Origin of the sequence: Bacillus sp. SRB_8, from assembly GCF_003264205.1 — a bacterium.
GTDB classification, from domain to species: domain Bacteria; phylum Bacillota; class Bacilli; order Bacillales; family Bacillaceae_G; genus Bacillus_A; species Bacillus_A mycoides.
Window position 1 is genome coordinate 681,596 of sequence record NZ_NADT01000018.1, and the last position, 13,254, is coordinate 694,849.

Consider the following 13,254-nt stretch of genomic DNA (forward strand, 5'->3'; position numbering starts at 1 on the left):
GCCATTCCCCCCTAAAATCTAAGTTTGTACTATTATGTATACGAGCTGTTTCATATTTTAGAACAAGCTATGGCTACTTATACAGAAAAAACCCCTGATTTCTCAGGAGTTCTCTTATATGAATCTACTATTATTCTGTTTCTAAATTGATATGCTTCACATTTTCAATCGGCTGACCGAACCACTTTGATGCAATTTCTTTGAACAGACCTATTTTACCAGTCGTTAAGAAGAGGTGGTCACTTTGTTCTTCTCCCTCATTTAACATCTTACTATGGTATAAAATCGTGCTTACCTCACGCGCTGTTTCATCACCCGAACTAATTAATTGTACTTGATCCCCCATTACCTTTTTAATAACAGGACCTAAAATCGGATAATGCGTACATCCTAGAATAAGCGTATCAATGTCAGTACTTTTCAACGGTTGCAATGTTTCTCTTACAACTTCATACGCCATTTCACTTTCGAAATTCCCACTCTCTACAAGCTCAACGAAAGGTGGGCAAGCTAAACTTTCTACCATAACACGGTTATTAATAGACTTTAACGCCTCTTCATAGGCGCCACTTTTTACTGTTCCAATCGTTCCAATAATCCCAACATGATACGTATTTGTCACTTTTAAAGCTGTACGTGATCCTGGATGAATAACTCCAACTACTGGAATTGGTAATTGTTTCTGCATTTCTTCTAATACAACCGCAGTTGCTGTATTACACGCAATAACTAACATTTTGATATTTAAATCTAATAAATGCTCCGTCATTTCCCACGTAAATTGACGCACTTCTTCACGAGAACGCGGACCATAAGGGCAACGTGCTGTATCCCCTAAATATATAATACGCTCTTTCGGCAACTGACGAATTAATTCCTTCGCTACTGTTAAACCGCCCACTCCTGAATCAATAACACCGATCGCTCTATTCAACTTAATCACCCGTTTTCTCATTCATCATCTTTTATGTTTATCAGTATATTTTACACACTTTAAGTTCGCTAACTTAAAGTGCCCCTGTATAAAAATTTTCATTTGTACCTATATAGATCAGGACCTTTTTTATTTTGCTCCTTTTTTTCATAATTTGCAAGACAGAAAAATAACCGACCTTCTATATGAAAGTCGGTTTCTTCTATATAAAATACGCATTTACCCCACTCTTTGCCGGACAGTAAGACCCCCACCTCAAAATTCAGCGAAAGCAAAGAAGTTATATAGGGGATCGTGCTGCCCGTAAAAGCCCGATTGGTGGGGGCTAATAATTAGCGGGGGATGCCCCCCACTAATTAAAGTTTCATTTTATTGCTCCATCTTTTTTTGGAAAGAAGACATTCCTATTAATAAGAAGAAATGAGCAGAAATTAAAATGATGATTAAAATAAAATTCAAACGATAACTATTTGTAGATTCCATAACCTTGCTCGTTACAGCTGGCCCAAATGCCATACCGAAAAAGTTAATTAAATTATATAAACCAAGACCGACTCCAACTTTAGCTGGATGTAATGTTTTCGGTATAAATGTGTTTAATGATACTTGAATAGCTGAATAACTCATAAATGTTAAAATAACCGCCACTAAAATAATGATTAAGTTCCCGTTCGGAATAAGCCCTAAAATTAAAAAGCCAACGATCATAACTACAGACGCTACATAAATCATATTCACATTTCCAAACGAAGGGACAATCTTTCCCGTAATAAAACTAGATACAATACCAAAGAGTGATGCAACAAACAATGCAATTCCGATAACGAATGGCGACAATCCGTGCACTCTTCCTAGCAGTGATGGCAATAATAATAGACTAGCACATAACGCCACATTAATTATAAACCCGACCGCTATTAAACGAAGAAATGGCTTGTTCGAAAATAACTCAATATCAATAAAGGGATGCTCCGCGTTCTTCATACGAACCGTGAATAAAAATAAGAAAGCTACCGATAACACAAATAGCCAACTATTAATATTGACACCTAATAAAACAGTCGTAATGAATGCAAATAATAACACCGCTCCAATGTAATCAAAATGAAACGCTTCATCCGTATGCTGCGCTTCTTCTGGCATAAATTTTATAAGCAAGAAAATCCCAACTACTGAAATAACCATAAATAAAAATAAATATGGCCACCCTAATGTATTTGTAATAGCCCCGCCAACTAAAGGACCAATGCCTATTGCTAATGCAATAGAAGAACTAATCATCGCTAATGCACCAGGCTTCTTAGCAGGAGCAACTAATTTTGCCACTGCAATCATACTAAGCGCAATAAACGCCGCGCCCCCACTCGCCTGCACTAATCTTGCAAGAATGGTAATCGCATAAGATTGATTCATAAATCCAATAATAGAACCCGCTACAAATATGATAATTGAAATAATCAATAGTTTTTTTACGCTATAACGATCCGCCAACTTCCCATATATCATCGAACCAATACCGACAACTAAGGAATAACCTACTACAACCCAACTTACTTTCGATTGACTAATAGATAAATCATTGGCAATATCCTCTAACGCTACATTAAATAACACCGCATTCATCGGTCCTAATAAAACGATAAAACATAATGTGAAAACAAACCATTTTGAATGGTTACTTATATCTTTTCCCATGCGTAACACCTCTTCTGATTGTAGTAACTGTAAATGAAAAATAAAGTTGTTTTAGCTCCTCTATCACTACTAAACAACTTCATTAAATGTATAAATTTATCGCGCGACAAATTGAATTCGAAACGTAACATTATGTTGTTCGATATTCATGGAACTATCATAGTTTCAGCATTACAGTTTGTCAACGGAAAATATACAAAGTAAACTAATTTAGTGTTTTTAGTTTACTTTATCCAAAAATTGTTATACACTAATTTCGAATCCGGTATAAGGGGAACTGACACGGTTATTCAAATTTGCAATTTCTAACTTAATAAAATCAAGTAAATAAAAAACTTTTTATATAGAAGAAACATTACAGGAGGATTATGATGAAGAAAAAAATGTTAGTTGTATTAACGAGCGTAGAAAAATACCCAAATTTAAATAGAGCTACCGGGCTTTGGCTTGGTGAAGCTGTCCATTTCGTTAAAAAAGTAGAAGAAGCTGGTTACGAAGTAGATTATGTCAGTCCACAAGGCGGCTATACACCGATTGATCCGCATAGTTTAGCGATGGCGGAGAGCATTGATTGGGAATGGTATCAAAAGAAAGAATTTATGAATCGTCTCGGTTCTACAATGAAACCGAGTGAAGTGAATCAAGAAGACTACGCTGTTATTTATTACGCGGGTGGTCACGGAGTTATTTGGGACTTCCCAGAAAACAAAGAACTTCAAACTATTAGCCGCAACATTTATGAAAATGGCGGAATTGTTTCCTCTGTTTGTCACGGAGCTGCTGGTTTATTCCATATCACATTAAGTAACGGGGATCGTTTAATTAACGATAAAAAAGTAACAGGATTCTCAAATGAAGAAGAGAAACTAGCTGAATTAGATCAATTCGTTCCATTTTTAACAGAAGATGAACTCGTTAAATATGGGGGACTTTACGAAAAAGCTGCGCAACCTTGGGAAGCTTACGCTGTAGAAGATAATCGTGTAATTACTGGTCAAAACCCTGCTTCAGGTGGTCCAGTGGCTGAATTAGTATTAAAACAGTTGCAAAAATAATATGTACTAAAAAAGCAGATTTCCCTCTAGTAAGGGAAATCTGCTTTTTTTTACGAAATCATTTGTAAATTAGCTATAATTTCTTTTTCAATTTCAGAATCATCAACTACATCTAAAAATTCCGGTTTAAACAGTTGGTATTTCTTCAAATTGTAGAAATCAAGTATCGCTTGCTTTAACGTAATATCGTACTGAATGCAAAAAGTATGATCTATAATGCGTCTTAACATCACATCATCTTGCACCATAAATAGTTGCGCATTCATTTTATTAAAGTAACCTTGTTCCATACCCGACTCAAAAAACATTTGCAAATTACGATTGCGATTTTGTTGTGCAGCGACTAATTGATCCGACAAATGCGGATACGCTTCTTTCAAATCTTGTAAAAAGACATCCGAAATATACGTCACACATTTTAAAGAATGGATAAACGTCTTTTGGAAACGTTCTGCAAACGACATACTTTCATCTTGATTATCCGCATCTCCTTCAAGAAGATAGTTTATAAAATCCTCTACTACTGCCTCAATAATCTCATCTTTCGAAGAAAAACGTTTATATAAAGTAGCTTTACTAATATCCATATATTTCGCAATTTCATCTATTTTTAATTGGCTAAAACTCGTCTTTCGAATAACGGGCTTTATTTTATTAATATAAGTATTTGCACACGCTACTTTTCTCATTTAAAAGAGCCTCCCCTTTTGTTCATACAAAATAGTATAGCAAATTCATGAATGTTTATAAATGAAGTTATTATACTCATTACGTCTTTTTAGTTTATTACAATTTCAATCTACGCTATACATAAAAAGTACCCGCTACCTTTGTTAGTAGCGGGCACCTTTTCTATAATTTATTTACAACTCTTTTTATAGCCTTACCTATTCCCACACTAGACTGCGGATTCTGCCCTGTAATCAAACGCCCATCTACTACAACATGCGGCGTGAAATTAGGTGCTACATAAAATAATGCCCCTTCTTCTTTCAACTTACTTTCTAGCAAAAACGGAACTCGATTTTCTAAATGTACAGCTTTTTCTTCATCGTTTGTATAACCTGTTATACGCTTACCGGCAACAAAAAACGAGCCATCTTTATTTTTCACACCAACTAAAGAACTTACCCCGTGACAAACAGCCGCTACGATCCGGTTATTGTTATACATACTCACAATCAAATTCGCTACATATGGATTACCAGGAAAATCTACAATAGCCCCGTGCCCACCACCAAATAAAACTGCATCATAATCTGAAAAACGAACCTTCGAAATCGGCTTCGTATTTTGCAATAAAGAAGCGACATGCTTAAATTCACGAGGTATGCCATTCGGAATAGACACTCTATCAATTGGTACTCTCCCGCCTTTTATCGACACAATATCAACATCGAACTTAGCTTTTTTAAATAAATGATAAGGAGCTGCGAGCTCTTCCAGCCACAAACCAGTCGGGTGTCCATTCAAATCATGAGCGCTTGTTGAAACTAATAATACCCTTTTCAACATATCCCCTCCCTTACTACCTATTTATGTATGAAGCATCCTTATCATTCATATGTAGCATGAAACAAACAGAAAAATAGCCGACCTTTTGTATAAAAGTCGGCTGCTTTCTTATAGTTCTAGCTCTCCCATACGAAGAAGCTCAACAACTGCTTGTGAACGTCCTTTAACCCCTAGCTTTTGCATTGCGTTTGAGATGTGATTACGTACTGTTTTTTCACTTATAAACAGTTCACCTGCAATTTCCTTCGTCGTTTTATCTTGAACCAGTAATTCAAATACTTCTCTTTCTCTCTTTGTGAGTAACGGTTTAGATTGATACGCTTTTTCCTTCAACTGGTATAACCCTCCTTGCTTAAGCCAGAGCTGTATATGTGTAAGTTGGGTGTTTATTTAGTCAAGATATTGTATGAACGAAATGTGCAGGTGGTGAATGAAAATGGGCTTTATTTCTTATGTTATTTTAGACTTTTATACAGTGCGTACACTCTTTTTATCCACTTACTTTTCAGTACGCCATATTTGTTCTAGTAATATGCTGACAACTGTACCTACGAACAAACCATTTCCGAATATATATTGCATCACAGACGGCAAGGATTGGAGTGCTCCAGACGGTAAAAACATAACACCACTTCCAAATAATATAGCAACTCCTAAAATCGTTACATTCCTTTCGCTAAGTGGTACTTGTTTTATATTATGAAATCCAATTCCAATAAGCTGCACGAACGAAGCCATTAAAACCGCAGATGCGACCGCGGATGGCAGAGAGGCTAAGTAGCGGATAATACTTGGAAACAGCGACATACCGACTAATAGTACACATGCAAATAAGAATGAACGCATGTACTTTTGATTTGTTAAACGTATGAAACCTGCCGTTGCTGGTAGTGGAACGACACCTACAGTTGAAAACAAAGAGGAAATCATATGCGAAATCCCTCCGACCCACGTACCATTTCTCAACTGTTTTTGTTCAATAGTCGCTTTATGAATCGTAGCTTGATTGATTGCTATAATAGCTGCCACTGTATTTGAAACTAAAATACATACCATAACGAAACTTGATACAGCCATACCTGTATTCCATTTTGGAATTCCCCACGCGAATATATGTGGAAGTTGCACAAAATGAGTTACTTGAGATGGGATCGTCACTTTTCCTGCAATGAGAAAAATAATCCAGCCACTAATTAACCCCATTAAAACCGCATAACTTTTAACAAACCCTTTTCCGAAGTTGGAGAGTATGACTACGAATAAAAATATACCAAAAGCAATTAATGCTGTAAATCCATCAATTTGAGAAACAGTAGCTGTAATTCCTAGCATTCCTTTTAAAAATACACCACTTAATTGTAAACATAATAAAAGTAAGAACGTCCCTGTCACGAGCGGCGTAAATAAAAATAAAATACGCCCGATAACTCCCGTTACTCCTAGCCCTATTAAAACAACTCCCGCAACCATCATTCCTAATTCTAAAATTTGCAATGTACTATGTAATTGATCCTGCCCTACAGTTGCATAAGCAAGCACGGTAAATACACCAACCCAAGATCCAGCTGGTCCATCCGCAATCGGAAGCTTATGTCCAAGCCATCCTTGTAAAAAAGAAGATATACCAACTACGAAAAACGTACGCTGCATTAAATAAAATACTTCTTCCGTCGTAAGATGAAATAATCCGCCAACGACAATTGGTAGCGCGATTGAGTTTGCTAATAAAAAAATAAACCATTGCAAAGTTCCCATAATATGATTTTGATTATGTTGATTGTCCAAACTTTTCATCCCTTCTTGCTTCCTTATAAGGAAGTATAGTACTTCCGTGTTTCTACTAAATAACAAAGAAGGGTTCTATTTTCACAATTAGAACCCTTCTCAAAACATCTAAACGATCCCTCTATACAAGATTATCAGATTTCACTTGATTTAAATCCCCTATAACAACATTCCCTTTATACATAACTACACGCTTCTCTGTTTGACGAGCCACTGCTTCCGCGGCGCATGTTGCATTCGTTAAAACAAAACTTGCCTCATCCCCTACATTCGGCCACACTCGTTTCCCTTCATTATTTAACGTTTCTTTCCCTCCAGTAATAAAACGAAGAGCTTTCCCTAAAGACCTTTCATCACTCCAACCAAATCGTTCTGCCAATCGATTTGCCTTTTGAAGCATATCACCTGTGCCAAACGGAGACCAATGATCTGTAATACTATCATTTCCTAATGAAACTTTAACTCCTTTTCGATCTAATAATGGAATTGGGATTACTTGTTTACCGATTGGAACGGTTGAAGTGATATCAATCTTTAATGCTGCTAGTCTTTCTGCCACTTCTTCAGCTTCTTTATCAGTAACACCACCAAGTCCAAGCGCATGACTAATTGTTACACGACCTTGCCATCCTGCTTCTTCCGTTAGACTTGCTAATCTCTTCATTGTAAACGTTCCAAGATTATTCGCATCGTGCAAATGAATATCAACATCCGCATTAAATTCTACCGCAATGTCCATAATCGTATGTAATGATTTTTCAATATCATTATCTACTGTAGCTGGGTCCACTCCGCCAACTAATTGTGCGCCCATACGCATCGCATCTTTCACAAGTTGCATAGACTTACTTCGCAATAATCCATGTTGCGGAAATGCAACTATTCTACCAGACAACCGATCTTTATATGTTCCTAAAGCCGCTAACGTTGCCTCTAAATTACGAAGTCCAATAACCGGATCCACATTACAATGCGTTCTAATATTTGTTGCGCCATTTCGAAGCAATAACTCTAGCATATTTTCCGCCCTGTCTTGAGCAGTTGCTAATTGCTTTGGTAAAATCGTTTTTTCTTCATTAAAACGTGTAAAAATATTTTCTGCTGGCATACAAGCTTTCCAAGGCCCACTATAATATGTTTTATCAATATGAATATGCATCTCTTCAAAAGCTGGTAAAACTAATAAACGATTAGCATCAAAAGTTAACGTTCCTTCCTCTTGGGCGATTCCCGATATAATTCTTTTAATTCGCCCATCTTCAATAAGAAGACTGCATATCTCAGTTTCCGTTTGTGAAATTTTCGCTTCTTCATATGTATAACCTGTTTCAAGCTTTACATTAGTCAACCAATATAATGTCATTACCATTTCCCCACCTTATATTAGAAAATACGTCACACCCTCATTTTCATTTTAATACCAACTGAAAATTAAGACAATTAATCCACTGTATTGTCCTTTCACAAAAAAATGTAATATAACCTAATGGTCTTCTCATAAAGTGAAACTATAATCAGTGGGGGGGGTTCATCCCCCACTGATTATTAGCCTTCACCAATCGGGCGTTTACGGGCAGTTGATCTCCCACCTAACTTCTTTGCTTCAGCCGAATTTTGAGGTGGGAGTTTTACTGCCCGTTAATGCGGGATAAATTTCCATATAGAATAAAAGTACACTGTATCACTCATACATAACAGCGGTGATATAAAAAGGAGAGGATCATAATATGTCGAAGAGGTTATATAAATCCGAAACTGATAAAATGTTATTTGGTATATGCGGTGGTTTAGGAGAATATTTTGATATTAGCTCTACTCTCATTCGCATACTTTGGGTCATTGCTATTTTATGTTTTGGGACGGGGTTTTTAGTTTATTTTATTTGTTTATTACTTATGCCACGCTCTTACTAATAACATTCTTTCATATATTTGAGCATAGCGTATAAAAAATCCCCTATAGATTTTTCTATAGGGGATTTTTTCATGAAGAATATTTCATCGTTAAATGTAATACCGCTACTTCATCCTCTTCATTTTTATAACTATGTTTCTTATTAGCTTCAAACTGAATGGAGTCAAACTCATTTAGCACATATACGTCATTCTCAACTTGAATAGAAACTTTCCCTTTCATTACTGTTACCAGCTCAATTGCTCCTTCATGATGAGCTTCCGGTTCATATATACTATTCGCTCTTAAACAAGCACGGTGCATTTCCATCCCTGTTTCTTTCGTGTAACGGAACATCGTTTCTAAATACCATGCTTGTCCTACATCTACTGCAAATCCTTCTCCGCAGCGCGCAACAGCTACAGGTTCTCCAACAACCATTAATCTCGATAAAGGAATCGATAACCCTTTCGTTATTTTCCAAATGACAGCTAACGTTGGATTCGTTTCGCCTCTCTCAATTTTCCCTAATGTTAATTTACTAACCCCTGTTTTTTGGGCTAATTCTTCTAAACTTAATTTTTGTTCATTTCGAATTTGTCTTAATAGCTGACCTACTTGCTGAATTACTTCTTTCGTTTGCATATCTTCATTTTCTTTCATATATAAAAACCACCTTAAAATATAAAATAGTTTACTTTTATTATCTTTAAGTATATTATACTATACATAAATACTCAATTCCGAAAGGAGTGCCATACTTCATGCGCGCAATATTACTAGGTCTTTTATCATCGGCCTTTTTTTCTGCAACCTTTATTATTAACAGAGCAATGAATGTATCTGGAACAAGCTGGGCTTGGACTGCTTCCTTCCGTTTTCTATTCGCTCTCCCTATTTTATTCCTTATCGTTTTATTTCGCAAAAACTTAGGAGCTTTATGGGCAGAATTAAAAAAACATCCATTTGTATGGATCGGGTGGGGCTCGGTCGCTGGCATCGGCTTCTATTCTTTATTAAGTTTCGCAGCTGTTTTTTCTCCAGCTTGGCTCGTTGCTGGAACTTGGCAAGTTACGATATTAGCAGGTTTACTTTTATCGCCATTATTCTTCATTAAAATAGAAACAAAATCAGGTACAAAACTTGTACGTGGAAAAATTCCACTACGCAGTTTATACGTCGCTTTATTTATTTTACTTGGTGTACTTTGTATGCAAGCTACTGAAGCCGGTCATATTACAATGACTCAATTCATTTCTGGTTTTTTACCTGTCGTTTTAGCAGCTTTCTTATATCCCTTCGGTAACCGAAAAATGATGGAACTTGTTGGCGGGCGTCTTGATACATTCCAACGTGTATTAGGAATGGCAATCGGAAGTCTCCCTATTACAATCCTACTTGGTATATACGGATTTTCCACTACCGGTATTCCATCATCAAGTCAAATGATGCAAGGATTTTTGTTAGCATTATGTTCCGGAGTTATTGCGACGATGACATTTTTCTTTGCTACTGACTTAGCAAAAGACAATCTTGCTTTACTTGGAGCTGTTGAAGCAACACAAGCTGGAACGATGGTCTTCACTGTGCTTGGTGAGATTATTTTCTTAAATGGTTCATTCCCTAGCGGGCTGTCACTGATTGGGATGATTATTATCATGCTAGGAATGATCGTAAATAGTGTTTTAAACCGTTCTGTTCCAGTCATTAAACAAAAAAAATCAGCATAAAAATAGATATGGTTCTTCTTCATAGAACCATATCTATTTTTATTATCTCCCTATTTCGCCTTATCAGAATAGTATTTCATTAGCTGTTTATACTAAAACCTATGTTATAATACGTTTCATGTGCATTAATAGGAGGTAAATTATGTTAAAAAAAGCAATTGCTGAATTTATTGGTACATTTGTACTTGTATTATTCGGAACTGGAGTAGCTGTCATTGGTGGCGGAATTGAAGGAATTGGAACATTAGGTATCGCTATGGCTTTCGGATTATCTATCGTGGCTATGGCATATAGCATTGGAACAATTTCTGGATGTCATATTAACCCAGCAGTATCAATCGCTATGTTCATCAACAAAAGAATGAACGCTATGGAACTTAGCTATTATTTATTAGCTCAAATTTTAGGTGGTTTATTAGGAACTGCAACGTTAGTAACAATTTTACGATCTGCTAAAACACCTTTAGATAATTTAGGACAAAATAGTTTTGGGACTCTTGGTTTATCTGGAGCATTTTTAGTTGAATTCATTTTAACTTTCGTATTTGTTTTAGTTATCGTTGCTGTAACAGGTAAAAAGGGAAGTTCTTCTTTAGCTGGACTAGTAATTGGTTTCACATTAGTATTAATTCACTTATTAGGTATTCCATTAACTGGAACATCTGTTAACCCAGCTCGTAGTATCGCACCAGCTCTATTCGCTGGCGGAGAAGCAATTTCTCAACTATGGGTGTTCATCGTTGCCCCAATTTTTGGTGGTATCGTAGCAGCTGTTGTAGGAAAGTTTATTTTAAATACGGAAAAATAGAACTTTCAATATTTCCGAATAAAAAAAAGCGAGCCCTCATCATGAGGAAGCTCGCTTTTTTTTATTCTTTAATTTTCGACTTTAAATTTGTAACTAATTGCTGCACCGTTACATTTGCAAGTACGTTTTCCATCGCTTCTTGCGATTGTATTAAAATAATCTCTAATACCGATTGAATATTAGCTCCTACTGGACATTCAATGTTGGGATTTTCATGGAAAGAAAATAGATGTCCTTCTTCTACAACTTCCACAGCTTTATATACATCAAGTAATGTAATTTCATCTAAATCACGAGCAAGTGTCGTACCACCTTTACCAGCTTGTACATCAACAAGTCCTGCTCTCTTCAACATTCCTGTAATGCGACGAATCACAACTGGATTTGTATTCACACTACCAGCAATCCATTCAGAGGTACAGCGAGAGTTTCGATCTATTGCAAGTAACGTTAACATATGAACACCTACTGTAAAACGACTACTAATTCCCATCTGCACACCCTCCTTTTTATTCATTCTATTAAAAGACGACTCTTATCATTATATACTATTTTCAATTTATACATAAAGAAAAAGCATGATTCCATTAGAAAACCATGCTTTTCTCTATTATTGACGCTTTATAAATTTCGCTAAATCTTTAAACTTCACTTTATCAGAGTAATTCATTACACCGTTTACATAGATACGGCTTGTAATCGCATTTAATATACCAATCGTCGCCAATAAAACTACTAATGTTATCGTAATCTCTAGCATACCTGCTTCACCGGCTACAATCCGCGAGAAGGTGACCATCGGTGTGAAAAACGGAACATACGAACTTACAACAACAATAGTACTATTTGGATCACTTAATGATTTAATACTAATGAAGAATGCAGCCATGATCAAAATCATTATCGGGAAAGATACAGCTTGTAAATCCTCTGTCTTAGACACAACAGCTCCAGCCGCAGCGTACATCATCGCATAAAGTAAATACCCCGTAATGAAATAAACAAGAAACATACTTATAACCTTTGCATCTAATTTTGTAAAGTCAATTGGAACACCAAGTAATGAAGCACTTTCTAAATCGACCCAACCTAACAAATAAGGAATAAGGTAACCACACGCCAATATTACAAGTTGTAATAACGCCGTTGAAACAACCGCCAAAATTTTCGCATACATCATCGTAAGAGGCTTTACTTTCGGAAGCATTACTTCCATTACACGTGACGCCTTTTCAGATGCAATATTCATTGCGATTGTATTTCCGAAAGCTACAATAAACATATACAAAGCAAATGTAAAGAAATATGCAATTCCGAAAGAAGATGTACGATCTTTTATCGCTTCTTGCTTCACTTGAATTTCTGCTTGTAATTGCTGCGCAATTTCTGGTGAAACATTATTTTTTGCAATCGTCACCTTCGTATATTGTTGTTTTAAATAACCCGCCATAATCGCAGAAGTTGCTTGGCTTGGAAATCCATTATACATATATGTAACTGCTGGAGTCCCATCCTTTTCCGTCACATGGAATAGACCATCTAAATCGCCTTCTTCTACTTGCTTATGCAGTTTATCAAAATCATCCTTTGAACCAACCGTTATTTTTGCTGATGGCAATAGCTTATTTAGCTCTTCTTTTTGTACTTTGTATGTGGAGCTCTCTACTACAACTGCAATTTTATCTTTATCCTTATTTTTATCATCGCCTGAAGTAAAATGATTAAATGCAAAAATCCCAAACACAACTAAAAATAAAATCGCACTCGTAATTAATGATTTTTTAGATAAAAATGCTTCTTTAAAATAAAATGAAAATACATGAGAAAATTTACGCATCT

The 13,254-nt window shown here is 36.0% G+C and carries 14 protein-coding genes; 4 read left to right on the forward strand and 10 right to left on the reverse strand.

Annotation, left to right across the window (positions count from 1 at the left end; genetic code table 11):
• Positions 1-130: 130 nt before the first annotated feature.
• Together racE and B5P40_RS13670 are read right to left on the reverse strand one after the other, a co-directional pair.
• Positions 131-943, reverse strand: coding sequence for a glutamate racemase (racE, locus tag B5P40_RS13665; protein WP_002015338.1), 813 nt, complete (start codon positions 941-943; stop codon positions 131-133).
• 360 nt (positions 944-1,303) lie between these two features.
• Positions 1,304-2,629 carry an MFS transporter gene (locus B5P40_RS13670; RefSeq protein WP_113709325.1) on the reverse strand — a complete coding sequence of 442 codons (1,326 nt, stop codon included), beginning with the start codon at positions 2,627-2,629 and terminating at the stop codon, positions 1,304-1,306.
• A gap of 371 nt (positions 2,630-3,000) precedes the next feature.
• Between B5P40_RS13670 and B5P40_RS13675 the strand changes: the two genes are divergently transcribed.
• Complete coding sequence (locus tag B5P40_RS13675; RefSeq protein ID WP_002192452.1) at positions 3,001-3,684, forward strand: type 1 glutamine amidotransferase domain-containing protein; 684 nt, start codon at positions 3,001-3,003, stop codon at positions 3,682-3,684.
• A gap of 50 nt (positions 3,685-3,734) precedes the next feature.
• Here the strand turns inward: B5P40_RS13675 and B5P40_RS13680 are convergent, their stop codons facing one another.
• From B5P40_RS13680 to B5P40_RS13700, 5 genes are all read right to left on the reverse strand, one after another.
• Positions 3,735-4,373, reverse strand: a complete 639-nt coding sequence (locus tag B5P40_RS13680; protein ID WP_002192450.1) for a TetR/AcrR family transcriptional regulator — start codon at positions 4,371-4,373, stop codon at positions 3,735-3,737.
• A 163-nt stretch (positions 4,374-4,536) separates the two neighbouring features.
• The gene (locus tag B5P40_RS13685) at positions 4,537-5,199 is read right to left on the reverse strand and encodes a type 1 glutamine amidotransferase domain-containing protein (RefSeq protein WP_002192449.1); all 663 of its coding nucleotides are present in this window, start codon (positions 5,197-5,199) and stop codon (positions 4,537-4,539) included.
• Positions 5,200-5,307: 108 nt separating this feature from the next.
• Positions 5,308-5,532 carry a spore germination transcription factor GerE gene (gerE, locus tag B5P40_RS13690; protein WP_000659484.1) on the reverse strand — a complete coding sequence of 75 codons (225 nt, stop codon included), beginning with the start codon at positions 5,530-5,532 and terminating at the stop codon, positions 5,308-5,310.
• A gap of 165 nt (positions 5,533-5,697) precedes the next feature.
• Entirely contained in the window at positions 5,698-6,993 is a 1,296-nt protein-coding gene (locus B5P40_RS13695) for a purine/pyrimidine permease (RefSeq protein WP_002192448.1), read from the reverse strand.
• 112 nt (positions 6,994-7,105) lie between these two features.
• Positions 7,106-8,347: an amidohydrolase family protein gene (locus tag B5P40_RS13700; protein ID WP_113709404.1), complete on the reverse strand. Its 1,242-nt coding sequence runs from the start codon at positions 8,345-8,347 to the stop codon at positions 7,106-7,108.
• Between the two features lie 364 nt (positions 8,348-8,711).
• Between B5P40_RS13700 and B5P40_RS13705 the strand changes: the two genes are divergently transcribed.
• Positions 8,712-8,897: a PspC domain-containing protein gene (locus B5P40_RS13705; protein WP_002129290.1), complete on the forward strand. Its 186-nt coding sequence runs from the start codon at positions 8,712-8,714 to the stop codon at positions 8,895-8,897.
• 70 nt (positions 8,898-8,967) lie between these two features.
• Here B5P40_RS13705 and B5P40_RS13710 read toward each other — a convergent pair whose 3' ends face one another.
• Positions 8,968-9,540, reverse strand: coding sequence for a helix-turn-helix domain-containing protein (locus tag B5P40_RS13710; RefSeq protein WP_078176327.1), 573 nt, complete (start codon positions 9,538-9,540; stop codon positions 8,968-8,970).
• A 101-nt stretch (positions 9,541-9,641) separates the two neighbouring features.
• Here B5P40_RS13710 and B5P40_RS13715 point away from each other — a divergent pair, with 101 nt between their 5' ends.
• Both B5P40_RS13715 and B5P40_RS13720 read left to right on the forward strand, forming a co-directional pair.
• Entirely contained in the window at positions 9,642-10,607 is a 966-nt protein-coding gene (locus tag B5P40_RS13715) for a DMT family transporter (RefSeq protein ID WP_002190799.1), read from the forward strand.
• 142 nt (positions 10,608-10,749) lie between these two features.
• Complete coding sequence (locus tag B5P40_RS13720) at positions 10,750-11,415, forward strand: MIP/aquaporin family protein (protein ID WP_002190800.1); 666 nt, start codon at positions 10,750-10,752, stop codon at positions 11,413-11,415.
• Positions 11,416-11,476: 61 nt separating this feature from the next.
• Here the strand turns inward: B5P40_RS13720 and B5P40_RS13725 are convergent, their stop codons facing one another.
• Complete coding sequence (locus B5P40_RS13725; protein WP_002088848.1) at positions 11,477-11,908, reverse strand: Rrf2 family transcriptional regulator; 432 nt, start codon at positions 11,906-11,908, stop codon at positions 11,477-11,479.
• Positions 11,909-12,025: 117 nt separating this feature from the next.
• On the reverse strand, positions 12,026-13,252 hold the full coding sequence (locus B5P40_RS13730; protein ID WP_002015418.1) for an ABC transporter permease: 1,227 nt from the start codon (positions 13,250-13,252) through the stop codon (positions 12,026-12,028).
• Between the last annotated feature and the right edge of the window lie 2 nt (positions 13,253-13,254).

Coding starts and splice junctions, on each gene's coding strand:
- B5P40_RS13695 (WP_002192448.1), bottom strand. CDS start 6,993: ATGAAAAGTTTGGACAATCAACATAATCAAAATCATATTATGGGAACT.
- B5P40_RS13675 (WP_002192452.1), top strand. CDS start 3,001: ATGAAGAAAAAAATGTTAGTTGTATTAACGAGCGTAGAAAAATACCCA.
- B5P40_RS13730 (WP_002015418.1), bottom strand. CDS start 13,252: ATGCGTAAATTTTCTCATGTATTTTCATTTTATTTTAAAGAAGCATTT.
- B5P40_RS13680 (WP_002192450.1), bottom strand. CDS start 4,373: ATGAGAAAAGTAGCGTGTGCAAATACTTATATTAATAAAATAAAGCCC.
- B5P40_RS13720 (WP_002190800.1), top strand. CDS start 10,750: ATGTTAAAAAAAGCAATTGCTGAATTTATTGGTACATTTGTACTTGTA.
- B5P40_RS13710 (WP_078176327.1), bottom strand. CDS start 9,540: ATGAAAGAAAATGAAGATATGCAAACGAAAGAAGTAATTCAGCAAGTA.
- B5P40_RS13705 (WP_002129290.1), top strand. CDS start 8,712: ATGTCGAAGAGGTTATATAAATCCGAAACTGATAAAATGTTATTTGGT.
- B5P40_RS13670 (WP_113709325.1), bottom strand. CDS start 2,629: ATGGGAAAAGATATAAGTAACCATTCAAAATGGTTTGTTTTCACATTA.
- B5P40_RS13685 (WP_002192449.1), bottom strand. CDS start 5,199: ATGTTGAAAAGGGTATTATTAGTTTCAACAAGCGCTCATGATTTGAAT.
- B5P40_RS13715 (WP_002190799.1), top strand. CDS start 9,642: ATGCGCGCAATATTACTAGGTCTTTTATCATCGGCCTTTTTTTCTGCA.
- B5P40_RS13725 (WP_002088848.1), bottom strand. CDS start 11,908: ATGGGAATTAGTAGTCGTTTTACAGTAGGTGTTCATATGTTAACGTTA.
- B5P40_RS13700 (WP_113709404.1), bottom strand. CDS start 8,347: ATGACATTATATTGGTTGACTAATGTAAAGCTTGAAACAGGTTATACA.